Raw genomic sequence first — 26,150 nt, forward strand, 5'->3', positions numbered from 1 at the left:
TACTAAAAAAAAAGTAATAAAAAAATAAAATTCATGACAATATCATTATCAGACCTTAATTTCACTACCATTCAGGAAAATAACATAATTGATTTTTGCCGCTTTTTCTAACATTTTAGAGACCGAGCAATATTTAGTAAACGACAATTCTGCCGCTCTTAAAAGCTTAGCTTCTGGTAAATCTCCTTCAATGAATATAGTAAGGATAATTTCTGTAAACACATTAGGAATATTCCCTTCTTTTCTTATTCCTTCCACTTCAACTTTAATATTATCTAGTTCTATTTTTTGTTTCTTTAATATATATACGATATCAATACTACTACAACCTGCAATAGCTCGCAGCAGCAAATCCATCGGACTGGAACCATTTAGCACATCTTCAGAACGGTTATCTAACAAAACGATGTCACCGTTTTCGTTTACGGTTTCAAAATTATACGAACTGTTTATTCGCTTTAAGCTTATTTTCATTTCAACTGTTTTATAAATGTTAAAGATAGTTTTTTCGTGAAATTATTTTTAAATTTGTCGCCTAATTCAGGGAGAAATTTGACTGATTGCAACCCTAAAAAATGCTAAAACAGTAAAAGTATTCTTTTAGAATCACAAGTCAGCTTCCCTACAAATTACTATTTATGGCATACTTATTTACTTCAGAAAGTGTTTCTGAAGGACACCCCGATAAAATTGCAGATCAAATTAGCGACGCATTATTAGATAATTTTCTCGCTTTTGATGAAAACTCTAAAGTCGCGTGTGAAACGCTTGTCACCACAGGACAAGTAGTTTTGGCGGGTGAAGTAAAATCCGAAACGTATATCGATGTGCAAGAAATTGCCCGAAACACCATCAACGAAATTGGTTACACCAAAGGTGAATACCAATTTAGTGGTGACTCTTGCGGTGTAATCTCCCTTATTCATGAGCAATCGCAAGACATCAACCAAGGCGTAGATAAAACGGAAAAAGAAGAACAAGGTGCCGGCGATCAAGGAATGATGTTTGGCTATGCTACCTCAGAAACCAAAAATTATATGCCATTGGCGCTTGACATTTCGCATAAAATTTTAATTGAACTTGCCAAATTACGTCGCGAAAATAAAGAAATCACCTATTTAAGACCCGACGCAAAAAGCCAAGTTACTATAGAATACAGCAACGACAACATTCCTCAGAAAATTGTAGCGATTGTAGTCTCCACACAACACGATCCTTTTGATAGTCAGGACGAAGTGATGCTTTCGCGAATCAAAAAAGACATCAAAGAGATTTTAATCCCGAGAGTAATCAAGCAATTGCCAGCACAAATTCAGCCGCTTTTTAACGAAGACATTATTTACCACATCAACCCTACTGGAAAATTTGTAATAGGCGGGCCTCACGGCGATACCGGTTTAACGGGAAGAAAAATCATCGTCGATACCTATGGCGGTAAAGGTGCTCACGGCGGTGGCGCTTTTTCCGGAAAAGACCCAAGTAAAGTAGACCGTTCGGCTGCTTATGCCGCAAGACATATTGCTAAAAATTTGGTTGCCGCTGGTGTTGCCAACGAGATCTTGGTACAAATTTCTTATGCGATTGGTGTTGCAGAACCCACCTCTATTTTTGTAGATACTTATAAAAGTTCGAAGGTAAATTTACCTGACGGTGAAATTGTCCAAAAAGTAAAAGAAATTTTTGATTTACGACCCGCAGCTATCGAGCGAAGACTAAAACTTCGCAATCCTATCTATAAAGAAACTGCTGCTTACGGACATATGGGGAAAGAACCTCGAGTGGTGACTAAGGTTTTTGAGAGTCCTTATTCAGGAAAAGTAGAAAAAGAAGTCGAACTTTTTACGTGGGAAAAACTCGATTATATCGACAAAATAAAAACTGCTTTTGGGCTGTAAAAAAACCTAAATAAAACACAAAAATGAAAGCAGCTTTTGGGCTGCTTTTTTATTTTTCTACTTTTGCACCAAATTTAAATTCATGAACGAAATCATCGCATTTGCTTTTCTTGCTTTCACCTCCTTTTTTACGCTAATCAACCCGATTGGGACAATGCCTATATTTATGACGATGACTTCAAATCTTGACGACAAGCATCGAGCAAAAACTGCAAAAAAAGCAACCATAGCTGCCTTTTTTACGATTGTTCTGTTTGCTTTTTCCGGACAGCTTTTATTTAAGTTTTTTGGAATTTCTGTCAACAGTTTTCGGGTTGTTGGTGGGGTAATTTTCTTTCTCATGGGTATGGATATGCTACAAGCGAGATTGGCAACCATCAAAGTAAAAGAAGACCAAGTAAAAAGTTATGTCAACGATATTTCCATAACACCTTTGGCTATTCCTATGATTTCTGGCCCAGGCGCATTAACCAATGCTATCGTGATGATGGAAGACGCCACAAGCGTTACACATAAAATTGTATTGATTTCAGCTATTTTTATAGTCTTATTACTCACTTTTATTATTCTTTGGAGCTCTTCTAAAATTCTAAAGCTCATGGGAGAAACTGGCCAAAATGTTTTGATGCGCTTGATGGGACTTATCGTCATGGTAATCGCTGTAGAGTTTTTCTTTTCGGGATTAAAACCTATTTTAATCGATATTTTTGGAAAAATGAATTAATGCAAATCTTACGCTAAAATTTCTTCTCATTATTTTAACAAATTCCTGTGGATTTAATCTCTATTTTTAAAGAATAAAAAATAAATCCGCTGTATGTCTTTGTTCAAAAAAATAAAAAACACCATCGATTTACTAAAAGGTGTCGATTTAGACCAATTAGCAAAAATTAACGAAAAGATAGACCTAAAGAAAACGATGGAGACTCTAGGAAGATTAGACGACCGCCAACTCAAAGGAATGATGAAAATGTTGAATTCCCAAGGTAAAAAAGGACAACATCAACTTCCGCCTATCGATGGAGATTTTTATAACTTAGATTTGAAACTTTCCAAACCACAACGCGACTTACAGATAAAGGTGCGCAATTTTATGGAAGATGAAATTCGCCCCTTGGTAAATGACCATTGGAACAAAGCAAAATTTCCGATGGAAATCATCCCAAAGTTAGCAGAACTCAATATTTCTGGCTTACCATACGAAGGTTATGGTTGCCCTAATTTACCATTTCTCATGGAAGGCATTGCCGCCCAAGAAATCGCTCGCGTAGACGTTTCCATCTCAACCTTTTTTGGCGTTCACAGTGGTTTGGCCATGGGCTCTATCTACCTTTGCGGAAGCGAAGCACAAAAACAGGAATGGCTTCCAAAAATGCAGCGATTAGAAAAAATTGGTGCTTTTGGTTTAACCGAACCAAATGTAGGCTCTGCCGTTTCGCAAGGTATGGAAACCACCTGCAAATTTGATGGCGAAAATTGGATTCTCAACGGGCAAAAAAAATGGATTGGTAACGCCACTTTTGCTGATGTGATTATTATTTGGGCAAAAGATATTGACAGCAAACAGGTCAAAGGCTTTTTAGTTCGTCAAGAAAACCCAGGTTTTAAAGCTGAAGTGATTAAAGACAAAATGGCGTTACGTATCGTGCAAAATGCCCTAATTACCTTAACCGATTGCAAAATCCACGAAAGTGATCGCCTACAAAATGCCAATTCTTTTAAAGACACGGCAAAAGTATTAAAAATGACACGTGCCGGTGTTGCTTGGCAAGCAGTTGGTTGCGCTCGAGGAGCATACGAAAGCGCTTTAAAATACACCAAAAAGCGAGAACAATTTGGCAGACCTATTGCTTCGTACCAGCTTATTCAAAACCATTTGGTAGAGATGCTTTCTAATCTTACCGCAATGCAAACGATGGTTTTTCGCTTGTCAGAAATGCAAGACGAAGGCATCTTAACCGATGAACATGCTTCACTTGCTAAAGTGTATTGTAGTATGCGAACAAGAGACATTGTGAGTCGAGCACGCGAGGTTTTAGGCGGAAATGGTATTTTATTAGAACACGATGTCGCACGTTTTGTTGCTGACGCAGAAGCTATTTACAGTTATGAAGGCACCAAAGAAATCAATTCCCTGATTGTAGGTAGAGCCATTACAGGCTACAGTGCATTTGTAAATTAGAAATCTATACCTCAAAAGAAAATATTTTACGTATTTTAGTTTATCACATAACTAGATTTCATGCTTTACCTAACCTTTCTCATTATACTCATCGGGGTTTTTCTTTTCGTGAAAGATTATTTCACTATCGACACTACTTCTATTGTAATTATGTCGCTTTTTATTGTCGTTGGTGTTTTGAGTCCGGAAGAAGGTTTTTCTGGCTTCAACCATCCCGCAACCATTACACTTGGCTGCATGTTTGTGATTAGTGCCGCTGTTTTTAAATCAGGAATTATCGATGGTTTGAGTTCTAAAATTGTGCAAATTGCAAAAATAAACTATGTTTTTGCCTTGATGATCTTTTGTATCGTTTCTGCAGCATTCTCAGCATTTATCAACGATACCGCCATTGTGGCCATTCTTATCCCAATGGCATTGATGGTTTGCCGAGAAACCAATATCGCACCTTCCCGATTGCTTATCCCTATTTCTTTTGCAGCGCTCTTCGGCGGAACTTGCACCTTAGTCGGAACTTCCACAAATATTCTTGTAAGTAGCATTGCTAAAAAAAGTGGTCTTGAGCCTTTCGGAATGTTTGAATTTTCTTTACCTGCCTTGTGTCTTTTGGCTATTGGTTTGGCTTATATGTTTTTTATTGGGCCGCTTATTTTACCCAATCGCCCTTCAAAAGATATGTTGCTCAAAATTGAAGCAGAAAATTACATCGCAGAAATAGAATTGACCGAAGGAAATGAGGATATCGATCAGACCATAAAAGAATGCCGTCTAAATAGAAAATTTGGTGCTCAAGTTTTAAGTATTAGACGAAAACACACTACGGTTTTTGAAATAAACGAAGAAACCAATCTACGCCAAGGAGACAAGATAAAAATTATGATTACTCCAGGTAATTTGGCTAAACTTCAAGAAATCAAAACCTACAAACTCACTGGCGATAAGGTTATTTTAGAAGACGAACAACTCAAAAAAATATACGAAGTGATGATTCCTCACGGCTCAATGATGGCAGGAAAAACACTCAAAAACCTCAATTTTAGAACCAATTATTACGCTTCGGTTTTAGCCTTAAGACAGCGCAAAGAGACGATTACTTCTGATGTTTCTAATGTAAAACTCAACGAAGGTGACATGTTACTTGTTTACACTTCCGCGGAAAATTTACATGCACTCACAAGAGAAAAAATGGTGGTGACCCTTTCTGAATACCAAGGGAGAAAATTTTCACTAAAAAGGGCCATTCCAACGGTTGCTATTTTGGTAGGCGTAATTTTAGCTGCTGCCCTAAATATCACATCGCTTCTCATAAGTGCCCTTATCGGAAGTTTAGTATTGGTAACGACCACACTTATCAAACCCAAAGAAGCCTACGAAGCAATCGAATGGAAAGTGATTTTTATGATGGCCGGTGTTTTATCGATGGGAAAAGCATTAGAAAAAACCGGTGGCGATGAATTAATTTCAAACTTTATTTTTGAAAATATTGGCGGTTTAGACCACAGGATCACATTAAGCCTCATTTTCTTAATCAGTTTTCTATCGACCAATGTATTATCTAGTAAAGCTACCGCAGCCTTGATGTCACCTATTGTTATTAGTCTCACTGCGGCGATGCAACTGAGCTACAAACCTTTTTTAATCGCAGTTATGTTTGCTTGCTCGCTTACGTTTATGACACCTGTAAGCTACCCAACCAACACGATGGTTTACGCTCCTGGAAATTACAAATTCAATGATTTTGTAAAAATTGGGACACCACTCAACATCATTATATGGATAGCTGCTTCTTTTATTATACCTTTGTTTTTCCCTTTTGAAGTATGAGAAAAGTAAAATTACATAATCCGTTTAAACCCAGAATTACCGACGAAAAGAAAATTCGGGAGCATCTGGCGCTAGAACGCACCAAACTTGCCAACGAACGTACGCTTTTGGCTTACATTAGAGCTTCGCTTTATTTGTTGGTGGGCGGAACGGCTTTGTTACAACTCGAAGAATATGATAACCTACACATTATTGGCTATATGGCATTATTTATCTGTGTACTGTTTATCATTATCGGGATTTGGCGTTATATTATTTTAGAAAAGAAACTCAGCGATTTGTTATTGCCCGATGATGAAGTCGAAGAAAAAGGTGAAGACTAATTCAATGCAACCGCTCATTCATTATTTTTTGCACTTCGGTTTTATAGCAATTATTGCTTACGTTTATGATAAAGAAAACTTCAAAATCAATTATTTGATTCTTTTGGCAACGATGTTAATCGATCTTGACCATTTGTTTGCCAATCCTATTTTTGACCCTAAACGGTGTAGCATCAACTTTCACTTTTTACACACCTATTATGCTTGGGTGATTTACCTCATCGGATTTATTTTTACCAAAAAAGGAAAGCTACAACTTGCTTTTTTGGGATTAAATTTTCATCTTATTACCGATTTAATCGATTGCCTTTGGTCTAATTCTTGGGATATATCGGTGTTATAATTTCATTTAAAAATGAAAAATTGCTTGATTTTACTACTTTTTGTTTCGCAACTTGGTTTAGCCCAACTTACGGTAAAAAAGGTTAACAGCATCGCTTTCGCGAAAGAAAAACTAGTGGGCATCGATAAGTTTGACAACTTGTATTACCAACAGAAAAATGCCCTTTTTAAGTTAGAACCAACGAAAAAAGAATATACTTTTTTCGACCCACAATTGGGTGAACTCACTTCGGTAGATTTAATCAATCCGTTGCAGATTACTCTTTTTTACCAAGATATGAATACCGTTGTGATTCTCGACAATCGGCTAAACGAAATCAAACGCATTAATTTCTCGCAAATCGAAGATTTTAAAATCATCAGCTTTGCTGGAACTGCCAAAAACAATAGCCTTTGGCTATACAACAAAAACCTAGAGCAACTAGAGTTATTTGATACCAAAAACTTAAAAACCATTGCCAGAACTCAACCTTTTGACAGCGAGATTTACGACCTCACCAGTAACCTCAACTTTGTTTGGATAGCGCATCAAAAAGCCCTAGAGCTATATAACATCTACGGGAATATGGTAAAAAGCTGGCAACCTAAAAAAGTAGAAAACCTCATGATTTCAGATAACTTTTTATTGGCAAAAACTGGAAATAGCATCGAAATTTCGAGTACAGAAACCGAAAACTGGAAAAACGTGTACAATTCTGAAATAGAAGTTAAAGATATTTTCTTGCAACAAGAAAACCTTTATCTTTACACCCAAAACTTTTTAAGTAAATATCAAATCAATCTTCCAAAAGAATAAGGAATGCATATCGCGATAGCTGGAAATATCGGAGCGGGAAAAACAACTTTAACAAAACTTCTTGCCAAACATTACAAATGGGAACCACAGTTTGAAGATGTGCTCGAAAACCCTTATCTAGAAGATTTTTACAACAAAATGGATCGCTGGTCTTTTAACCTGCAAGTTTATTTTTTAAACAGCAGGTTTCGGCAGATTTTAGAAATCCACGAAAGTGGAAAAAAAATCATACAGGATCGCACCATTTATGAAGACGCTCATATTTTTGCTCCCAACTTACACGCGATGGGTTTGATGGAGAATAGGGATTTTGAAAATTACAAATCGCTGTTTGATTTGATGGAAAGTGTCACCAAATCGCCTGATTTATTGATTTATTTAAGGAGTTCGGTACCAAATTTGGTAGCACAAATACAAAAACGTGGTCGAGAGTATGAAAATAGCATTTCTATAGATTACCTCAACCGTTTAAATGAACGATACGAAGCCTGGATTAGCACCTACGAAAAAGGGAGTTTATTGATTATTGATGTCGATAATATTAACTTTGTAGACAATCCCGAGCATTTAGGAGGTATTATTAATAAAATTGACGGAGAGATAAACGGATTATTTTGATATGGAAAAGATGGAATCTACAAAACTAAAAAGACCAAAACATAAGGGTTCGCCAAAACTTTTTGACAACCCCATTTTAGAAAAACTAACACATACACACATTTCGCTTCCGCTGATTATTTTTTCGGTGATTTCGGCTGCGTTGATTTATTACGGTATTTTTGAGAAAGGGTTTACCACACCAGCAATTGTAGGTTTGTTCTTTGCAGGTTTAATGTTTTTTACGCTTATAGAATATTTAATGCACCGCTATTTGTATCATTTACCAGCAACAAACGAACGTAACAAAAAAATATCTTACACAATGCACGGCGTGCATCACGATTATCCGAAAGACAAATCGAGATTGGCAATGCCGCCCGTTTTAAGTTTAATCATTGCAACGATATTTTTTATTATTTATCGCGCCGTAATGGGTGATTACGTCTTTGGATTTTTGGCTGGGTTTTTAATGGGTTACGCTCTTTATTTGGCGGTACATTATTCGGTACATGCATTTAAAGTACCTAACAATTTCTTGAAAATCTTATGGCATCATCATAGTATTCATCACTATCGTGAGTCAGACAGAGCCTTTGGTGTTTCGTCACCATTTTGGGATGTTATTTTTAGAACTATGCCAAGAAAAGACATTCAGCAAAAGAAACAACAAACCAACGTTTATATCGATCCAGAAGCGAATTAAGAGGCGATAAAACCATGTGCTTTTGCATGGTCGATGGCTTGCTTTGAGTTTTCTACTAATAAAATAGGTAATTGTTCTTCATGTTTCCCGATAAGCGTTTTGATGCGTTCTATTTTCTTTTGATGATTTACTGAACGTAGGTAAATTGCTTTTATCCTTTTCGGATATAAATGAGCGATTTCCAAATAAATATCGGCATCTTTTTCGCCACTATCGCCAATCAGAATAAAATCTAATTGCGGATACATTTTTAGGATATTCAGGATTTCGTGTTGTTTTTGTGGTTTTTCCCGTTGTAACTCTTGATGAGAAAAGGGTTTAGGAAAATCACGCAGTAAAATTGGTCCTTTTGGGAAATTATTATGCCGGAGAAAAAACTCCAAGTAACGGTATAAATTCCAAGGGCTGTGACTCACATAAAAAATAGGATTGGCATTTTCACCCGATTTTCCGTGATGCAGTAAATGGTAAAATTCTGCCGCTCCTTTTAGTGGTGTTCTGTTTTGGGTATTGATAAAAAACGTATTGAAAAACACCCGCCATTTTAGAAAGGAAACCACTCCGGTATGTAAAATAGTATCATCAATATCAGAAATCACCCCAAATTCAGAGTCGTCTTTTGGGATAAGAACTTGTCCTGGAAAACGATTTTCTGAAGTGATTTTATGCACAATATTCACATTATCATAAGCCATTTCATAAGACAGCCAACCTTCTTCGTTGCACAGTGATTTTAAATTTCCCGAAGGCTCATCTATCGTAAAATAACCTCTATGATTGGTTTTTACTTTGTAAATACTGTTATCTTCTAATTTTAAGTTGAGTTCGGTATGCTTGATTTCATCAGTTTCAAAACGTTTCCACGAATTGATGAGTAAATGCCACCAACTATTTTTGTTCAGGTCTATTTGCTCGTCTTCTAAGGCTCTTCCTCTTGCATACAAATGGGTGTCAGTTCCGTAAGACTGAAAAGTGATAATTTGAAGTGGGTCTTTTTTAAAAATGTTGATCAAGGACATAGGTTTGATTTAAAAATGCCAATTGTCAGGCCACAATAGAATCAACCCTACTCCAAAAGCTATCGAAATGAGCATAAAAAGAGAAATCCATTTGGTAAGGTTTTTATTTCCTAAAACAGACACCATCACTACTTTAAAAAAGAGATTGGAAATAATGGCAGTCATAATGAGTCGCCAACCCAAGCTCGTTTCTACTCCGCCACCAATCATTTTAGAAAGCGATAGCGTAATGGCATCTTTATTGGCCAAACCGCCAATTGCTGAAGCAATGTATAAACCGTCGTTACCAAATTCCTTTTCGGTATAAGCGACAATCAATAAAATAGCTGCATATATCGCCGCAAAAACCAAGGCACTTTTGAATTGGGCAGGATTTTTTGGCTCAGGCAACTCTTCGTCTTTTCGATCTTTTGAAATCAGATAAAACAACACCACACTCAACATAAGCATAAAGACAAACAAAACCATAATTGGAGTGATGATCTCTTGGAATTTTCCAGGAATAACGACCATAATCTCAATTAAAACCCGAACTAACGAAACGGTAACTGCTAACAAAATGACAAATGCCGCTAATTTTCCACTAGAGTTGCTTTTTTTGCTCTTTCTCGCAAAACTTACTGTACTTGCAGTACTACTTATAATTCCGCCAAGAATACCGTTAGAAATGAGTCCTGCTTTTTTACCAAGCCATTTGTAGATAAAATAGCCAAAAACGCTAATGCCAACAATAAGCACCACCATTAACCAAATGTTTTTTGGGTTGAGCACATCAAACGGCCCAAAAGTTTCATCGGGAAGAATGGGTAAAATTACCAGAGAAATTCCGACGAAAGTCATAATAGCTGACAAATCTTTTTCTTTTAGCTTTTCGATAAAACCATGTAAATGTTCTTTCACGAAAAGTAAGATAGCTAAAACACCACCAACCATCACACCGATAATCTTATCGCCAAAAACCAGATAAACTCCAATAGAATACATCAAAATGGCAGCAACTTCTGTGGTTTGCCCTACATCTGGATCTGGTAGTTTTTTGAGTTTTATGACATTTGCCATAATTAAAAAAGCTGCTAAAACAACCGCAATTGCAGCAATAATAATCGGGCTTTCGAACTCTTGCGCTATAAAACCTGTGAGCGAACCCAGAATCGTTATGAGTGTAAAAGTTCGCACACCCGCCATTCTGTTGTTTGTGGTTTCGCGCTGCATTCCTACCAACATTCCCAAACCAAAAGATATTCCAAGGATGATAATTTGATCGTAGTTCATAAGAGTTTATATGTTCCGAAACACTATATTAACAAAAAACTCCGACATTTTTGTCGGAGTTTAAGTGATTTTTAACGTTGAAAGTTATTCCAAACTATTTTTAAAATCTTCAATCTGCGCTTCTACTTCATCTTCACTTCCTTCAAAAACTTTCTTTTCTTTGATTAGTTTTCCATCGTCATTCAAGGTTTCGTAATAAACAGTTGCCGACGCTTTATCATCTATAACAGATTTTTCTACTTTTAGTTCAATTCTTTTTTGATCATTTTCTAAACCCATCACGCTTAAATCGCTCTTGCTGGAATGCCCACCTAAAATCGGAGCAATCACCAAACCAACCAAACAAGTAAGTTTAATCAAGATATTCATCGAAGGTCCGGAAGTATCTTTAAACGGGTCACCAACCGTATCGCCTGTAACGGCTGCTTTGTGTGCATCGCTTCCTTTATAGGTCATTTTCCCGTCGATTTCTACTCCTGCTTCAAAGGATTTTTTGGCATTATCCCAAGCTCCACCTGCATTATTCTGGAAAATAGCCCACATCACACCGCTTACACAAACACCCGCCATATAACCACCAAGTGGTTCTGCACCAAAAAATACACCTACTAAAATTGGGGTAACAATCGTGAGCAAACCTGGCAAAATCATTTCGCGTAAAGCGGCTTTGGTAGAGATATCAACACATTTGGCATATTCTGGCTTGCCAGTTCCTTCCATAATCCCTGGGATTTCCTTGAACTGTCTTCTCACCTCTTTTACCATTTGCATGGCTGCTTTTCCTACAGACTCCATCGCTAAAGCGGAAAAAATTACTGGAATCATTCCTCCTAAAAACAAAGCTGCTAATACGTCTGCTTTAAAAATATTGATTCCGTCGATACCTGTAAACGTTACATAAGCTGCAAAAAGTGCTAAGGCTGTTAATGCTGCCGAAGCAATGGCAAAACCTTTACCTACCGCTGCGGTTGTGTTTCCTACCGAGTCTAAAATATCGGTACGTTCACGAACTTCTTCTGGCAATTCGCTCATTTCGGCAACACCTCCAGCATTATCGGCAATTGGCCCGAAAGCATCTATCGCCAACTGCATCGCCGTAGTGGCCATCATGGCAGAAGCCGCTAAAGCCACCCCATAAAATCCTGCTAACTCGTATGAACCGTAAATCGCTGCTGCAAAAAGAATTACCGATGCAAAAGTAGATTTCATCCCAACAGCCAAACCAGCTATAATGTTGGTTGCTGCTCCTGTTGAGCTATTTCTCACTATACTCAATACTGGTTTTTTACCTAGGCTTGTAAAATGAGCGGTTACCATCGAGATTAAAGCTCCAACGGCTAAACCAATAAGTGAAGCCCAGAAAACATTCATCGAACTTACTTCGACGTAACCCTCACCAAAAAACTTCATATTCATGGTTTCTGGAAGCATGTATTTGATTAGAACAAAACTTGCCGCTAAAGTCAATAAAATAGCTACCCAGTTTCCTAAATCCAAAGCTTTTTGCACTTGAGCTTCTTTGGCATCGTTGCTTGAAATTCGTACCAAAAAAGTACCAATAATCGAAGCTAAAATACCAACCCCTGCAATGACCAAAGGCAATAGAATTGGCCCCATATTATTAAAATTGTCAGTAAAAGCTCCGTTTACAGACATATCACGAATCACATAATTTCCCAAAACCATTGCCGCTAAAACGGTTGCTACGTAACTTCCGAAAAGATCTGCTCCCATACCTGCAACATCACCTACATTATCTCCTACGTTATCTGCAATTGTCGCTGGGTTTCTTGGGTCGTCTTCCGGAATTCCCGCTTCAACTTTCCCTACCAAATCGGCACCCACATCGGCAGCTTTGGTATAAATCCCTCCACCAACACGAGCGAATAATGCAATCGATTCCGCGCCAAGCGAAAAACCCGCTAAGGCTTCGAGAACAATAGTCATCTGACTATAAAAATCTCCTGTACCAGTTAAAAACTGATTTGAAAAGAATAAAAATAATAAACTTAAACCCAATACCGCTAAACCTGCAACACCAAGTCCCATCACAGTTCCTCCGCTAAAAGATACTTTTAAGGCTTTTGGTAAACTTGTTTTGGCTGCTTCTGCGGTACGAGCATTGGCTTCGGTAGCAATACGCATCCCAATATTTCCTGCTAGAGCAGAAAAAATTGCTCCGATGATGAAAGCTGGAATAATCATCCAACTCGTGGTTTCTACGAGCTGAGAAACCACAAATAGAGCAATAGAAGCGATGACTACAAAAATAAGTAGCAATCTATATTCGGCATTGAGAAACGCTAACGCACCTTCTTTGATGCTTCTTGAAATGGTTTGCATTTTTTCTGAACCAGGTGATTGTTTTTTGACCCAGCTTGCTTTGAAAAGCATAAATAAAATTCCGATAACCGCTAATATAATAGGGATAAGAATAATGTTAGAATCCATAAAGATTGATTTTAAAGTTTGGCTAAATCTAGTATTTAAAAATAAAATTCCATAAAAAAAGCCGTACTTTTTTATGAAAGCACGGCTTTTTTAATAGGATAATTGATTATTTACTAATCGATACTTACTTTAAATCTAGGTACATCACTTACCTGAAATCTGTTGATGCAAAGCTCTACGATTTCTTTTGCTTTTTCTGCATTGTCCCATCCACCAACATCTACTTTTTTCTTTTCTAAATCTTTATACACTTGGAAAAAGTGCTCGATTTCTTTTATTCTGTGCGGATTAAGCTCTGTAATGTCATTGTATTTATTCCAGATTGGGTCTGAAACGGGTACACAAATTATTTTTTCATCTGGCCCTTTTTCGTCTGCCATATGGAAAACCCCGATTGGTTTTACTTCCATCACACAACCTGGGAAAGTTGGCTCGGTTACCAAAACCAAAACATCTAACGGATCACCATCTAGAGCTAAGGTTTGTGGAATAAAACCGTAATCTGCAGGATACATCATCGATGAAAAAATCATACGGTCGTAACGTATTTTTTTTAATTCGAAATCATACTCATATTTGTTACGACTTCCTTTTGGAATCTCTACTAATACATCAAAAGTCATTTCTAAAAAAGGTTTGAAAAATTAAGAGTGCAAATTTACGACTATCTTTAAAAATACGTGTCGTTTTTTAGAAATAAAAACCAAAATTACCAGTCAGACCAAAACTTCTCGCATCGGGATTATCAAAATAGTTTCCACGGAAATGAAAATCGAGTCTAAAAACTTTAAATATATTGCCTATACCAAAACTGTAAGACCAATAAGGTTCTACATTTGGCGCGTATAAAACAGGATGTGAGGTCGATGCGTTTAGCAGTTGGTTTTCTTCTGAAATCTCACCAATTACCCCGCGTACAGAAACAATTTCACGTAAGTTTAAATCTCTCACTCCTGGAATTCTGCTAAATAGTCGACCGTTAAAATTGTGCTCGACATGTAAACTAGTGTATGTATCCGTAACAAATTCATAAAAATTAAGCAAAGGAAAAGTACCAAAAATAGAGAAATAGGTCTGGTTACCCGGCACAACGCTCAACAGGCCAAGTGGAACCTCATCAAAGGTTTTTCCTGCTTCAAGAGTTGTGGTAAGCCTTCCAAAACCACCAACCTGTATGGGCTGTCGGTAAAAGAATTGCACTTTTTTGTAATCAAAATCACTTTCCAACATGCCCTTTATACCGAGCGAATAATTCAAAAACAACTGCGGATAATCGCCATCATTTACAATAATTCGCTCGACACCATAACCGGTTGTTTTTCGTTTGGGTGAAAAACTTAAAATTGTTGAAATCTCTGCTTGTCGGATATCCGATTTTATTGTGGTATAGGTATCATCGGTGTAATAAGCCAAACTAAAATCTCGGGATGCCGATTCTAAGGTTCTAAACGAAGTTCCTACACGAACATTAAAGTTTTTGGCTGGCTCGATTTCAACTGCAAAAGTTGACAAATTGATGTCGGTTAAACTGGTGTTGGCACCAACGGTTATCAATGAAGACGAAGCCAAACTTCTACCTAAAACATCGTTGGTATTGGTTAAACTTGCCCCGAGTTGCTCGATATCACGGCGGTTTCCTCCAGAAACAATCAATCGCATTTTTTTGTCAAGCAGTACTTTTCCAGAAATACCATATTTGAATTTATCGTCTTTTAGACCGTAAGCGGTATAACCCTCGATTCGCCAAGGATCGTTTCTACCAAAATAGGTTCTTCCTCCAGCTCTTATCCGTAAACCTTCGACATCGTTATAACCAAAAGTGGAAAAAACAGGGCCAAAATCGAAGTTTAAATCGTCAAACTCTATGTAACCTGAAGCTAAAATGCTCGCTACATTATAAATGCGTTTAAAGGCTTTTACCGTTTTAAGCGTGTCTAACATTTTATAAACCTGCTTTTCGTCATTATTGAGTTCTTCTAAACGGTTTGTTTCCCAAAAAGAATCATCTCTATTAAACACGTGATCTTGGTATTCTTGTACTTGGTTTTTATAAAAAGCTGCTCCTTTTTCGATATCGAAATGGTAATCGTCATATAAAGTCGTTCGTTTTCCGTAAACTCCGCGAGCAGCATCTTTTTCCCGAAAAGAGAAATCAGACATAAAATGATCACGTTTAATGAGAAACACCGAATCGTTAAGTACATCAAATTCTTGTTCGATATAAATATCCCTAATCCAGTTGATGTTTGCACTTTTAGTAACGTGCAGTTTGATTTCTTTAATCGCCCAAGTGGTATCATTTACCCAAAAATCACCTTTAAAAGTGAGTTCATTTTTACGTCTCGGGTAATACACAATTTTATAACACCATTTGTTATCGATAAAAGTGCTGTCAGACAACACATAATTATACGCATCGATGCCTGTGGTACTCAACGGACTCACAAAACTTTTGTCGAAAAACTTCAAGTAATTGTCGTAAACATTGTACTCTGAATATAAATCTTTGATAAACGAAATCAAGGTTTGGTTATCGCTAAACCCTGAGTTTTTGTTTCCAAGAAGTATCTCTTTTTCCTTATTGAGGTTGTTATCTCCGTAAACCTTATAAACCGCCTCGTTAATGAAAATAGGCAAATAGGTTTTTCCAGTGACGGTATTGGTATCGGTTTCTTTAAAAATAAATTCCATCCCATTAAAAATCGGGCTGTTGATTAAATTACTATCAATCGTATTGAGGTCAAACTCCTGCTTTTCGTATTTTTTGTATTGGTATTGGTCAAACTTTTTCACGCCATTTTCGCGTCTTTTTTCCCATATTTTGCGAAGAATATCGATGGCAGGATTATTCTTTTTAGACGTTTTTCCTTGATAGATCACCACTTCGCTCAAAGCACTGGCTTCCTCTTGTAAAACAATTTCTAAATTAAGTGAAACTGAAGAAGTAAGTTCTAACTTTTTACTTTCAAAACCGATAAATGAAAAGGTAACTGATTTAAAAGAATTGTCTGATTGAACATAGAAACTACCATCGTCATTGGTAATCGTTCCTTCAGAAGAACCTTCGAAGACCACATTTACAAAAGGTATAGGTTCTCCGTTGGCGTCTTTTACATAACCACCAACTTTAGTTTGCGACACTCCCACGAAAGTGGAAAAAATAAATAATACAAGGAATGCTAAGTTTCTGTTCATTGCCATAAAAAAAACTCCACTTTTTCAAGTGAAGTTTCAAATATAATTTTATAAATGAATATCTGTTATTTATATAATACTTTTTTAACAGCTTTAACAACATCTTCACTGTTTGGCAACCATTCTTTCAGAAGAACTGGAGAATAAGGCGCTGGTGTATCTGCAGTGTTTATCTTTACGATTGGCGCATCTAAATAGTCGAAAATCTGATCTTGTACCTCAAAAGCAATCTGTGTAGCTACATTACCAAATGGCCAAGCTTCTTCTAAAATTACCAATCTGTTGGTTTTCTTTACGGACTTAATAATGGTTTCGTAATCTAAAGGTCTTACCGTTCTGATGTCGATAATTTCACACGAAATATCCTCATCTGCTAATTTTTCCGCAGCAGCGTATGCTTCTTTAATTATTTTTCCGAAAGAAACAATGGTCACATCACTTCCTTCTCTTTTGATATCTGCAACGCCTATAGGAATGGTGTATTCTTCTTCTGGCACTTCGCCTTTATCACCATACATTTGCTCACTTTCCATAAAAATAACCGGGTCGTTATCTCTAATTGCCGATTTTAATAAACCTTTGGCATCGTAAGGATTTGACGGAACAATCACTTTTAAACCTGGACAATTGGCATACCAACTTTCAAACGCTTGTGAGTGTGTTGCCGCCAACTGACCTGCAGAAGCTGTTGGACCCCTGAAGACAATCGGGCAGTTAAATTGTCCGCCAGACATTTGTCTAATCTTAGCAGCATTGTTGATGATTTGGTCAATTCCTACCAACGAAAAATTGAAGGTCATAAACTCTACAATTGGTCTTGCACCTGTCATCGTAGAACCTACTCCAATTCCGCTAAATCCAGCTTCTGAGATAGGTGTATCAATAACTCTTTCAGCTCCAAACTCGTCCAACATACCTTTAGACGCTTTGTAAGCCCCATTGTATTCTGCCACTTCTTCTCCCATCAAATAAACAGCCTCATCTCTTCTCATTTCTTCGCTCATTGCCTCAGCAATCGCTTCTCTAAACTGGATTGTTCTCATCTATTTTTAAATGATTATTTTTTGCGAAAACAAAAGTAAACATCAAAATCATATTTATAGTAGTTTTCGTTAAAAATATATTATGCAAGCATAGTATTTTTTGAAAGATTTTATTATCTTCGCAGAGCATTTTTAAAAAATTTCAAAACAACAAGTATGAAAATATTAGTTTGTATAAGTCACGTTCCAGACACGACTTCCAAAATAAATTTTACCGATAGCGATACCAAGTTTGACACCAATGGTGTTCAATTTGTCATCAATCCTAACGACGAATTTGGTTTAACACGTGCGATGTGGTTCAAAGAGCAACAAGGCGCAACGGTAGACATCATCAATGTTGGTGGACCCGAAACAGAACCAACTTTAAGAAAAGCATTAGCTATTGGTGCCGATAATGCCATTCGTGTAAACACAGAAGCTAAAGACGGTTTTCAGGTAGCCAAGGAAATTGCTCACGTAGCCAAAGACGGTAATTATGATTTGATTATTGCAGGTCGCGAATCTATCGATTACAATGGCGGGATGGTTCCTGGCATTGTTGCCCAGCTATTAAAAGCAAACTTTATTAACACTTGCGTGGATTTAAAAGTAGAAGGAAATACTGCCACTGCCATAAGAGAAATCGATGGCGGAAAAGAAACCTTAACTGCAGATTTACCTTTGGTTATTGGCGGTCAAAAAGGTTTGGTGCAAGAAAACGAACTAAAAATACCAAACATGAGAGGTATTATGATGGCGAGACAAAAGCCACTAAACGTAGTTGAACCTCAAGGCGCTCAAGCTTTTTCGAATGCAGAAAAATTTGAAAAACCAGCTCCAAAAGGTGCGGTAAAATTAGTAGATAAAGACAATTTAGACGAATTAATCAACTTATTGCACAACGAGGCAAAAGTTATCTAATCAACTACAAAAAAAAGAAAACATATGTCAGTTTTAGTATATACAGAATCAGAAAACGGAAAATACAAAAAAGCCGCGTTAGAAGCCGCTTCTTATGCCAAAGGTGTTGCCGATAAAATGGGAACTGAGGTTACGGCAATAAGTTTTAATATGAGCAGCCACGACGATTTAAAAACCTACGGTGTTTCTAAGGTTTTAAATGTGGCCAATGAGAAGTTAAGCAAGTTTAATGCAGAAGCTTACGCAGATGCTATTGCTCAAGCAGCAAAAAAAGAAGCGACAAAAGTGGTCATTTTAGGTCAAACGGCTAACGACAAATATTTAGCCCCACTTTTGGCGGGATTATTAGAAGCCGGTTATGCTTCTAATGCCGTGGCTTTACCAGAAAGCACTTCACCTTTTCAGGTGAAAAGAACAGCTTTCAGTAACAAAGCTTTTAACATCACCAGCATTTCTACAGATATCAAAATTGTGGGTGTTTCTAAAAATGCTTACGGATTAAAAGAAAACCCAACAGAACTTACTGCAGAAGAGTTTTCACCAGAGTTATCGGGCGAAGATTTTAGTGTCAATGTAAATGCTGTCGATAAAGCAACCGATAAAGTAACCATCGCTGACGCAGAAATCGTAGTTTCTGGCGGTCGTGGTCTTAAAGGTCCTGAAAATTGGGAATTGGTAGAAAACCTTGCAGAAGTGCTTGGTGCCGCAACCGCTTGTTCTAAACCTGTTAGTGATATGGGTTGGAGACCACACAGCGAACACGTTGGGCAAACCGGTAAACCCGTTGCTTCTAACTTATATATTGCGATTGGTATTTCAGGAGCAATACAACATTTGGCTGGTGTAAGCGCTTCCAAAACCAAAGTAGTGATCAATAACGATCCGGAAGCTCCTTTCTTTAAAGCCGCAGACTACGGTATTGTTGGCGACGCTTTTGAAGTTGTACCAAAGCTTACAGAAAAATTAAAAGAATTTAAGGCAAACAATTCATAATTTTTATAAATTGTGCCTCAGAACAAAGGGCGGTCTAAAAATAAAAAGTCCTTATTTTAGACCGCTTTTTTTTATATTTTTAGCTAAAGAAGAATACGAAGTATGAGTTTAGTGCGCCTTACGATAAAAGGAATTTCTTACAGCCAAACCCAAAACGGAGCTTACGCCCTATTATTGAGCGAAGTAGATGGTAAAAAACAACTCCCGATTGTCATCGGAGCTTTTGAAGCTCAATCGATTGCGATTGCTTTAGAAAAAGATATTCGACCACCAAGACCATTAACACACGATTTATTCAAAAGTTTTTCCGACCGCTTTTCTATTCTGGTCAAACAGGTGATTATTCATAAATTGGTCGATGGTGTTTTTTACTCGAGCCTGATTTGTGAAAGAGACAAGATTGAAGAAATTATTGATGCGAGAACGAGTGATGCCATTGCGTTAGCCTTGCGCTTTAACGCCCCTATTTTTACGTACCAAAACATTTTAGACAAAGCAGGAATTTACCTTAAAAACGAAAAACAAGAAGAAGATATTACTTCCGAAGAAACTGAAGCAAATATTGAAGAAGAAATCAAAAAAATACAAGAAGAAACACAGCCCCCTAAAAAATCAACTTATCATAAAAAATCCCTGAGCGAACTTGAAGAAGATTTAGAAAAAGCCGTGAAAAACGAAGATTATGAAGAAGCGGCAAAAATAAGAGATGAAATTTCAAAAAGATCCGATTCGTAATATGAGAATACTGTTGTTGTTTTTCGCTTTATGCTTAAGTTTTCAAATGGGTTTCTCTCAAGAAATTGAAAACAATTGGAAAAACACCAACCATCAAACCGAATATAAAGAATTACAACTCAAGCAAGGTGAGTTTAAAATCACAACTACAACCGATTCCTTAAAAGGGAATTACATCAAACAAGACAAATTCCTTCTATTCTTTTTCGATCAGCCCAAAGACAGCATTACTCGCTTTTACATTACAGAGTTTACCGATTCTACTTTGGTTGCCAAAAATTACAACCAAATTTACAACTTTAAAGCAGAGAAAAAGGAAATTGTCAATACACCCCCTATAAAACAAGTCATCAAAAGTCAAGGCTTTACTTTCCATAGTTTTTACCGCGGAGCTATCGGGATGATTTCACTTCTACTCATCGCATTTCTCCTTAGTAAAAACAAAAAAGCCATCAATTGGAAAACAATTATTCTGGGTTTAGCAGCTCAGCTTCTGCTCGCTTTTGGTGTATTAAGAGTAAAAGCAGTACAAATGGTGTTTGAGTTTATTGGCAAAATTTTCGTACGAATATTAGATTTTACCGCTGCTGGAAGTGAATTTCTCCTTGGCGGAATGATGAACGTTGAAAGTTTTGGATTTATCTTTTTATTTCAGGTTTTACCTACCATAATTTTCTTTTCAGCACTTACTTCGGTCTTATTTTATTTCGGGATTATACAAGTCGTCGTGAAAGGTTTGGCTTGGGTTTTAACCAAACTTTTGGGTATTTCTGGAGCAGAAAGCCTGAGCGTTGCCGGAAATATTTTCCTTGGCCAAACAGAAGCTCCGCTAATGATTAAAGCTTACCTTGAAAAAATGACCAAATCTGAGATTCTTCTTGTAATGATTGGTGGAATGGCAACTGTTGCTGGTGGTGTTTTGGCAGCTTATATTGGTTTTCTTGGTGGTGATGACCCAACAATGAAATTAGAGTTTGCCAAACACTTATTGGCAGCTTCGGTAATGGCAGCTCCAGGGGCAATTATTATTTCAAAAATTTTATACCCACAGACAGAAAAAATCAATCAAGAAGTAGAAGTTTCCCAAGATAAAATAGGAAGTAATTTTCTTGATGCCATTGCTAACGGAACCACCGAAGGTTTAAAACTTGCAGCAAATGTTGGTGCGATGCTGTTGGTCTTTATTGCTTTTATCGCAATGATTAATTACGGTTTTGGAAAAATTGGTCATTGGACAAGCTTAAATGCGCTTTTAGCAGAATACACACCTTACCAATCGTTTTCTATCGAAGCGATTCTCGGAACTGTATTTGCTCCGCTCATGTGGCTTATTGGCGTAGCTAAAGAAGACATGATGCTGATGGGGCAATTGCTCGGAATTAAACTTGCTGCCAGCGAATTTGTAGGTTACATTCAACTTGCTGAGTTAAAAAATCCAGCCACAGCGTTAAGCCTAACTTATGAGAAATCAATTATCATGGCAACTTATATGCTTTGTGGGTTTGCCAATTTTGCCTCCATTGGGATTCAGTTAGGAGGAATAGGTTCTTTGGCGCCAGGACAACGCAAAACCCTTTCAGAGTTTGGTTTAAAAGCCGTTATCGGTGGAACTTTAGCTTCACTACTTTCAGCAACGATCGCCGGAATGATTATTGGGTAGGTTAATTAGTTTAAAGGCTTAATGTTTGAAAGTTCTCAAGTTGATATTCGGGTAAATAGGTATTTGAGTTTTAAATTCATAAAAATTTGGATTGAAATCACCCTCTTAATCAAACGAAAATAATTAAATTTATACCTTATTAAAGCAATTTCACAAATAAACAATTAATGTTTAACCATTAACGTATCAACAACAAAAATGCAACAATACCACGATTTACTGCGACACGTTTTAGAAAACGGACACCAAAAAGGAGACCGAACAGGAACTGGAACCAAAAGTGTTTTTGGCTACCAAATGCGTTTTGATTTGAGCAAAGGTTTTCCGATGGTGACCACAAAAAAATTGCATCTCAAATCGATTGTTCATGAATTGTTGTGGTTTTTGAATGGGGATACCAATATTAGTTATTTACAAGAAAATGGCGTAAGAATCTGGAACGAGTGGGCTGATGAAAATGGTGATTTGGGTCCGGTTTATGGGCATCAATGGCGTAACTGGAATAGTGAAGAAATCGATCAAATAAAAGATATAGTTGAAACGCTTAAAACCAACCCAAACAGTCGTAGAATGCTTGTTTCTGCTTGGAATCCTAGTGTTTTACCAGACACTTCAGTTTCTTTTAGTGAAAACGTTGCCAACAACAAAGCTGCTTTACCGCCTTGCCATGCTTTTTTTCAGTTTTACGTTGCCGATGGCAAACTTTCGTGTCAACTTTACCAACGAAGTGCTGACATTTTCCTAGGGGTTCCTTTTAATATTGCTTCGTATGCTTTACTAACGATGATGATGGCGCAAGTTTGTGGTTACGAAGCTGGCGATTTTGTTCATACGTTTGGTGACGCTCATATTTACAACAATCACTTTGAGCAAGTAGCCCTGCAACTGTCTCGTGAACCTAGAGAATTACCGACAATGAAGATAAATCCTGAGGTAAAAGACATCTTTGGCTTTAAATTTAAGGATTTTACATTAGAAAATTATAATCCGCATCCGCATATAAAAGCAGCAGTTGCAGTTTAAAAAAAGAATATCGTTATGAAAAAAATAATCGTTTTTACCTTTTTTGTATTCGCTACAAGTTTTGGGTTTGCCCAGAATGTTTCCGGCAATACCGTTTCTAACAAAGAAAAAGCACCTATTTGGCCAGGTTGTGAAGAAGCAAGTTCTACCAGCAATTGTTTTAACCAAAAACTTTCGCAACACATTGCTCAAAATTATAAATTCCCAAAAGAATATACCGAAGCCGATAAAGGCACCAAAGTAGTCGTGAGTTTTGTGATTGACGAAAATGGCGAACCGCAAATCACCAAAGTTACAGGCGGGAAAAAATACTTACAAGACGAAGCAAAACGCAATATTTTAGCCATACCTAAGATGAAACCCGGGTCGTTAGACGGAAAACCAAGAGCTATAAAATATACCGTTCCTTTTAAGTTTTAACTAATTTTGTTTTAATTTTAGTTTCTAAATTTACTTATGGCAAGTTCAACCCATCCCAATATAGATCCGCAACAGCGTTTTCTTATCGAAAACGCACAGCGAAGAGTTAAACAAAAGAAAAACCTCATGCGTCATTTTGTGATTTTTATCGCAGGTTCGGTCTTGTTTATCATCCTTGATCTTGTTTTAGGTTTCGGAAAGGAAATCAACGAAACTACCAACTCCAATTGGTTTGTTTGGGCAATTTTGATTTGGTTTTTCTTCTTTCTCATTCATTTTATCAATGTTTTTGTGGTAAACCGCTTCATGGGAAAAGAATGGGAAGAAAAACAGTTAGAATTTCTAATTGAAAAACAGCAAAAGAAAATCAATAAGCTACAAGAAAAAATAGACAAAGATTATCCGTTACCTTCTCCAGAAGTAGCCAATAACGAACCTAATCAACCGCTACCTCCTAAACCATCTGTATGACACTTACTCTTATTGCTGCTGCAGGCGAAAACAATGAGTTAGGTAAAAACAATGACTTGGTTTGGCATTTACCCGACGATTTTGCACGGTTTAAAATGCTAACCAGCGGACATCACATTATCATGGGTAGAAAAACTTTTGAGAGTTTTCCTAAACCACTTCCCAATAGGATTCACGTTGTCATTACTAGAGATAAAAATTATCATATCGACCATGAGCAATGCATTGTAGTTCATAGTCTTGAAAAAGCCATACAAATAACAGAAAAAGACAATCACCCATTTGTTATTGGTGGTGGTGAAATCTATAAAATGGCACTCGCTTACGCGGATAAAATTGAGCTCACCAGAGTTCACGCCACTTTTGATGCCGACACTTTTTTCCCTGAAATTCCTAAAGAAGATTGGGTAATCACAGAATTTAAGCATCATCCAAAAGACGAAAGACATCAATATTGTTTTAGTTACCTCACGTATGTGAAAAAAGATTCGCAGCATCTCTCTTCTTGACCACATAGCCGAAAAAGAAAACTTTAAAATTCTACACTCCGAAGTTTTAACTGGCGGAGATATCAATCAAGTTTATAGAGTTAAGACAGAAAACCGAATTTTTGTTATCAAAACAAATGAGAACCAGCCCGAAAATTGGTTTGAAGCAGAGGCTAATGGTTTAAAGCTTCTAGCGAAAAACTCTAATCTTACTATTCCAGAAGTGATGGGTTTTGGAAATTTTGAGAAGAAACAATATTTGATGATCGATTATATTCCACCAGAAAAACCCACGCAAAAACATTGGGAAAATTTTGCTATACGTTTGGCGAAAATGCATCGAGTCAGCCAGCCTAATTTTGGTTTAAATCACGATAACTTTATTGGAAGTTTACCGCAACAAAACAATGGAAATTTGACTTCTTCTTCCGATTTTTATATTCAGAAAAGAATTTTACCACAACTAAATTCCGCAAAAGCGAAAGGTTTTACATTTAAGCATGAAGAGAGTTTTTTAAAACAAATTCCAAGGATAATACCAAACGAAAAACCAAGTTTAACCCACGGAGATTTATGGAGTGGCAATTATTTTTTCACCTCCCATCTACAAACTGTTTTGATTGATCCTGCAGTAAGTTTTTCGCTCAGAGAGTTTGATTTGGCCATGTTACAATTGTTTGGTTCTCCTCCCACTTATTTTTTTGAAACTTACAACGAAGAAAATCCGCTTGAAGTGGAATGGAAAGAACGTATTCATCTATTCCAGTTGTATTACTTATTGGTTCATCTCAATTTGTTTGGGAGCAGTTATTACCCTTCGTGTACCCAAATCATAAATAGATATTGAGTTTTCAATGGATAGATTTTATTACATTTGTTAAAAACCAAATAAAAAATAGATGAAAGCATATATTTTTCCTGGGCAAGGTGCTCAATTTACCGGAATGGGATTAGACTTATACGAAAATCATGCAGAAGCACAAGAAATGTTTCAGCAAGCCAATAAAATTTTAGGATTCAATATTACCGATGTGATGTTTGAAGGTTCTGCAGAAGATCTTAAACAGACCAAAGTGACACAACCTGCTATATTTTTACATTCCGTAATTTTACACAAAATGATGGGCGAAAAAGCAAAACCAGAGATGGTTGCAGGTCATTCTTTAGGAGAATTTTCAGCATTGGTTGCCAATAAGACCCTTGCTTATGAAGACGCCTTAAAACTGGTTTCGCAACGAGCTATGGCAATGCAGAAAGCTTGTGAAGTGCAACCTTCTACCATGGCTGCTGTACTTGGCTTAGACGACCATATTGTCGAAGCCGTTTGCGCCGACGTCGATGGAATTGTAGTGGCGGCCAACTATAATTGTCCTGGTCAATTAGTGATTTCTGGAGAAATTGATGCGATTGATAAAGCTTGTGAAGCTTTACTGGAAAAAGGAGCCAAACGCGCTTTAAAATTACCTGTTGGTGGCGCTTTTCACTCACCGCTAATGGAACCTGCTCGCGAAGAATTGGCCAAAGCTATAGAAAACACCACTTTCAACACTCCTATTTGTCCGGTTTATCAAAACGTGACGACTTTTGCGGTGACCTATCCAGAAGAAATAAAGAAAAATCTGATTTTTCAGTTGACTGCTCCCGTAAAATGGACACAATCGGTACAACAAATGATCAAAGATGGTGCGTCTTCTTTTACAGAAGTTGGCCCTGGAAAAGTTTTACAAGGCTTAGTTAAAAAAATAGACAGAAACGCTGAAACATTAACTGGAGAAGTATAAAGACAAACAAAAAAGGCTTCCAAATGGAAGC

General features: G+C 37.0%; 26 protein-coding genes. 19 read left to right on the top strand and 7 right to left on the bottom strand.

Annotation, left to right across the window (positions count from 1 at the left end; translation table 11 throughout):
- Positions 1 to 48 precede the first annotated feature (48 nt).
- Entirely contained in the window at positions 49 to 474 is a 426-nt protein-coding gene (locus tag DNG35_RS03975) for an OsmC family protein (RefSeq protein WP_111126467.1), read from the bottom strand.
- Between the two features lie 164 nt (positions 475 to 638).
- Between DNG35_RS03975 and metK the strand changes: the two genes are divergently transcribed.
- From metK to DNG35_RS04020, 9 genes are all read left to right on the top strand, one after another.
- A complete protein-coding gene (gene metK / locus DNG35_RS03980) occupies positions 639 to 1,895 on the top strand; it encodes a methionine adenosyltransferase (RefSeq protein WP_111126468.1) in 1,257 nt (418 codons plus the stop codon).
- Between the two features lie 82 nt (positions 1,896 to 1,977).
- Positions 1,978 to 2,619, top strand: a complete 642-nt coding sequence (locus DNG35_RS03985; RefSeq protein WP_111126469.1) for a MarC family protein — start codon at positions 1,978 to 1,980, stop codon at positions 2,617 to 2,619.
- Positions 2,620 to 2,712: 93 nt separating this feature from the next.
- A complete protein-coding gene (locus DNG35_RS03990; RefSeq protein ID WP_111126470.1) occupies positions 2,713 to 4,077 on the top strand; it encodes an acyl-CoA dehydrogenase family protein in 1,365 nt (454 codons plus the stop codon).
- A gap of 60 nt (positions 4,078 to 4,137) precedes the next feature.
- Positions 4,138 to 5,901, top strand: coding sequence for an SLC13 family permease (locus tag DNG35_RS03995; protein WP_111126471.1), 1,764 nt, complete (start codon positions 4,138 to 4,140; stop codon positions 5,899 to 5,901).
- Positions 5,898 to 6,224: a DUF202 domain-containing protein gene (locus DNG35_RS04000; RefSeq protein WP_111126472.1), complete on the top strand. Its 327-nt coding sequence runs from the start codon at positions 5,898 to 5,900 to the stop codon at positions 6,222 to 6,224. The genes DNG35_RS03995 and DNG35_RS04000 overlap by 4 nt, the downstream gene beginning before the upstream one ends.
- Positions 6,214 to 6,567, top strand: a complete 354-nt coding sequence (locus DNG35_RS04005) for a DUF6122 family protein (protein WP_233494448.1) — start codon at positions 6,214 to 6,216, stop codon at positions 6,565 to 6,567. Before DNG35_RS04000 ends, DNG35_RS04005 begins: the two co-directional genes overlap by 11 nt.
- A 12-nt stretch (positions 6,568 to 6,579) precedes the next feature.
- Entirely contained in the window at positions 6,580 to 7,362 is a 783-nt protein-coding gene (locus DNG35_RS04010; RefSeq protein ID WP_111126473.1) for a hypothetical protein, read from the top strand.
- A gap of 3 nt (positions 7,363 to 7,365) precedes the next feature.
- Positions 7,366 to 7,980, top strand: coding sequence for a deoxynucleoside kinase (locus tag DNG35_RS04015; RefSeq protein WP_111126474.1), 615 nt, complete (start codon positions 7,366 to 7,368; stop codon positions 7,978 to 7,980).
- A gap of 1 nt (position 7,981) precedes the next feature.
- Positions 7,982 to 8,665, top strand: a complete 684-nt coding sequence (locus DNG35_RS04020) for a sterol desaturase family protein (RefSeq protein ID WP_233494449.1) — start codon at positions 7,982 to 7,984, stop codon at positions 8,663 to 8,665.
- On the opposite strand, the gene DNG35_RS04025 is transcribed toward DNG35_RS04020, so the two are convergent.
- From DNG35_RS04025 to DNG35_RS04050, 6 genes are all read right to left on the bottom strand, one after another.
- Positions 8,662 to 9,678, bottom strand: a complete 1,017-nt coding sequence (locus tag DNG35_RS04025) for an App1 family protein (RefSeq protein ID WP_369908034.1) — start codon at positions 9,676 to 9,678, stop codon at positions 8,662 to 8,664. The genes DNG35_RS04020 and DNG35_RS04025 overlap by 4 nt on opposite strands.
- A 15-nt stretch (positions 9,679 to 9,693) precedes the next feature.
- The gene (locus DNG35_RS04030) at positions 9,694 to 10,956 is read right to left on the bottom strand and encodes an MgtC/SapB family protein (protein ID WP_111126475.1); all 1,263 of its coding nucleotides are present in this window, start codon (positions 10,954 to 10,956) and stop codon (positions 9,694 to 9,696) included.
- Positions 10,957 to 11,040: 84 nt separating this feature from the next.
- The gene (locus tag DNG35_RS04035; protein WP_111126476.1) at positions 11,041 to 13,407 is read right to left on the bottom strand and encodes a sodium-translocating pyrophosphatase; all 2,367 of its coding nucleotides are present in this window, start codon (positions 13,405 to 13,407) and stop codon (positions 11,041 to 11,043) included.
- 113 nt (positions 13,408 to 13,520) lie between these two features.
- Positions 13,521 to 14,030 (bottom strand): inorganic diphosphatase, encoded by a 510-nt coding sequence (locus tag DNG35_RS04040; protein WP_111126477.1) that lies wholly within the window; start codon positions 14,028 to 14,030, stop codon positions 13,521 to 13,523.
- Positions 14,031 to 14,097: 67 nt separating this feature from the next.
- Positions 14,098 to 16,602: a DUF5686 and carboxypeptidase-like regulatory domain-containing protein gene (locus tag DNG35_RS04045; RefSeq protein WP_111126636.1), complete on the bottom strand. Its 2,505-nt coding sequence runs from the start codon at positions 16,600 to 16,602 to the stop codon at positions 14,098 to 14,100.
- Between the two features lie 65 nt (positions 16,603 to 16,667).
- Positions 16,668 to 17,645, bottom strand: coding sequence for a pyruvate dehydrogenase complex E1 component subunit beta (locus DNG35_RS04050; protein WP_111126478.1), 978 nt, complete (start codon positions 17,643 to 17,645; stop codon positions 16,668 to 16,670).
- A 156-nt stretch (positions 17,646 to 17,801) separates the two neighbouring features.
- On the opposite strand from DNG35_RS04050, the gene DNG35_RS04055 reads away from it, so the two are divergent.
- From DNG35_RS04055 to fabD, 10 genes are all read left to right on the top strand, one after another.
- The gene (locus DNG35_RS04055; RefSeq protein WP_111126479.1) at positions 17,802 to 18,548 is read left to right on the top strand and encodes an electron transfer flavoprotein subunit beta/FixA family protein; all 747 of its coding nucleotides are present in this window, start codon (positions 17,802 to 17,804) and stop codon (positions 18,546 to 18,548) included.
- Between the two features lie 24 nt (positions 18,549 to 18,572).
- Positions 18,573 to 19,541 (top strand): electron transfer flavoprotein subunit alpha/FixB family protein, encoded by a 969-nt coding sequence (locus DNG35_RS04060; protein WP_111126480.1) that lies wholly within the window; start codon positions 18,573 to 18,575, stop codon positions 19,539 to 19,541.
- 102 nt (positions 19,542 to 19,643) lie between these two features.
- Positions 19,644 to 20,276 carry a bifunctional nuclease family protein gene (locus DNG35_RS04065; RefSeq protein WP_111126481.1) on the top strand — a complete coding sequence of 211 codons (633 nt, stop codon included), beginning with the start codon at positions 19,644 to 19,646 and terminating at the stop codon, positions 20,274 to 20,276.
- Complete coding sequence (locus DNG35_RS04070) at positions 20,248 to 21,936, top strand: NupC/NupG family nucleoside CNT transporter (protein ID WP_233494450.1); 1,689 nt, start codon at positions 20,248 to 20,250, stop codon at positions 21,934 to 21,936. Before DNG35_RS04065 ends, DNG35_RS04070 begins: the two co-directional genes overlap by 29 nt.
- Before the next feature lie 198 nt (positions 21,937 to 22,134).
- The gene (locus DNG35_RS04075) at positions 22,135 to 22,959 is read left to right on the top strand and encodes a thymidylate synthase (RefSeq protein WP_111126482.1); all 825 of its coding nucleotides are present in this window, start codon (positions 22,135 to 22,137) and stop codon (positions 22,957 to 22,959) included.
- A gap of 15 nt (positions 22,960 to 22,974) precedes the next feature.
- A complete protein-coding gene (locus DNG35_RS04080) occupies positions 22,975 to 23,379 on the top strand; it encodes an energy transducer TonB (RefSeq protein WP_111126483.1) in 405 nt (134 codons plus the stop codon).
- Between the two features lie 36 nt (positions 23,380 to 23,415).
- Positions 23,416 to 23,850 carry a 2TM domain-containing protein gene (locus DNG35_RS04085; protein WP_111126484.1) on the top strand — a complete coding sequence of 145 codons (435 nt, stop codon included), beginning with the start codon at positions 23,416 to 23,418 and terminating at the stop codon, positions 23,848 to 23,850.
- On the top strand, positions 23,847 to 24,359 hold the full coding sequence (locus tag DNG35_RS04090) for a dihydrofolate reductase (RefSeq protein WP_111126485.1): 513 nt from the start codon (positions 23,847 to 23,849) through the stop codon (positions 24,357 to 24,359). The genes DNG35_RS04085 and DNG35_RS04090 overlap by 4 nt, the downstream gene beginning before the upstream one ends.
- Before the next feature lie 4 nt (positions 24,360 to 24,363).
- Positions 24,364 to 25,185 (top strand): fructosamine kinase family protein, encoded by an 822-nt coding sequence (locus tag DNG35_RS04095; RefSeq protein ID WP_255419899.1) that lies wholly within the window; start codon positions 24,364 to 24,366, stop codon positions 25,183 to 25,185.
- A 52-nt stretch (positions 25,186 to 25,237) separates the two neighbouring features.
- Positions 25,238 to 26,119 (top strand): ACP S-malonyltransferase, encoded by an 882-nt coding sequence (gene fabD / locus DNG35_RS04100; RefSeq protein ID WP_111126487.1) that lies wholly within the window; start codon positions 25,238 to 25,240, stop codon positions 26,117 to 26,119.
- Positions 26,120 to 26,150: the final 31 nt, after the last annotated feature.

The organism is Mesonia sp. K7 (genome assembly GCF_003233725.1).
Lineage (GTDB): Bacteria > Bacteroidota > Bacteroidia > Flavobacteriales > Flavobacteriaceae > Mesonia.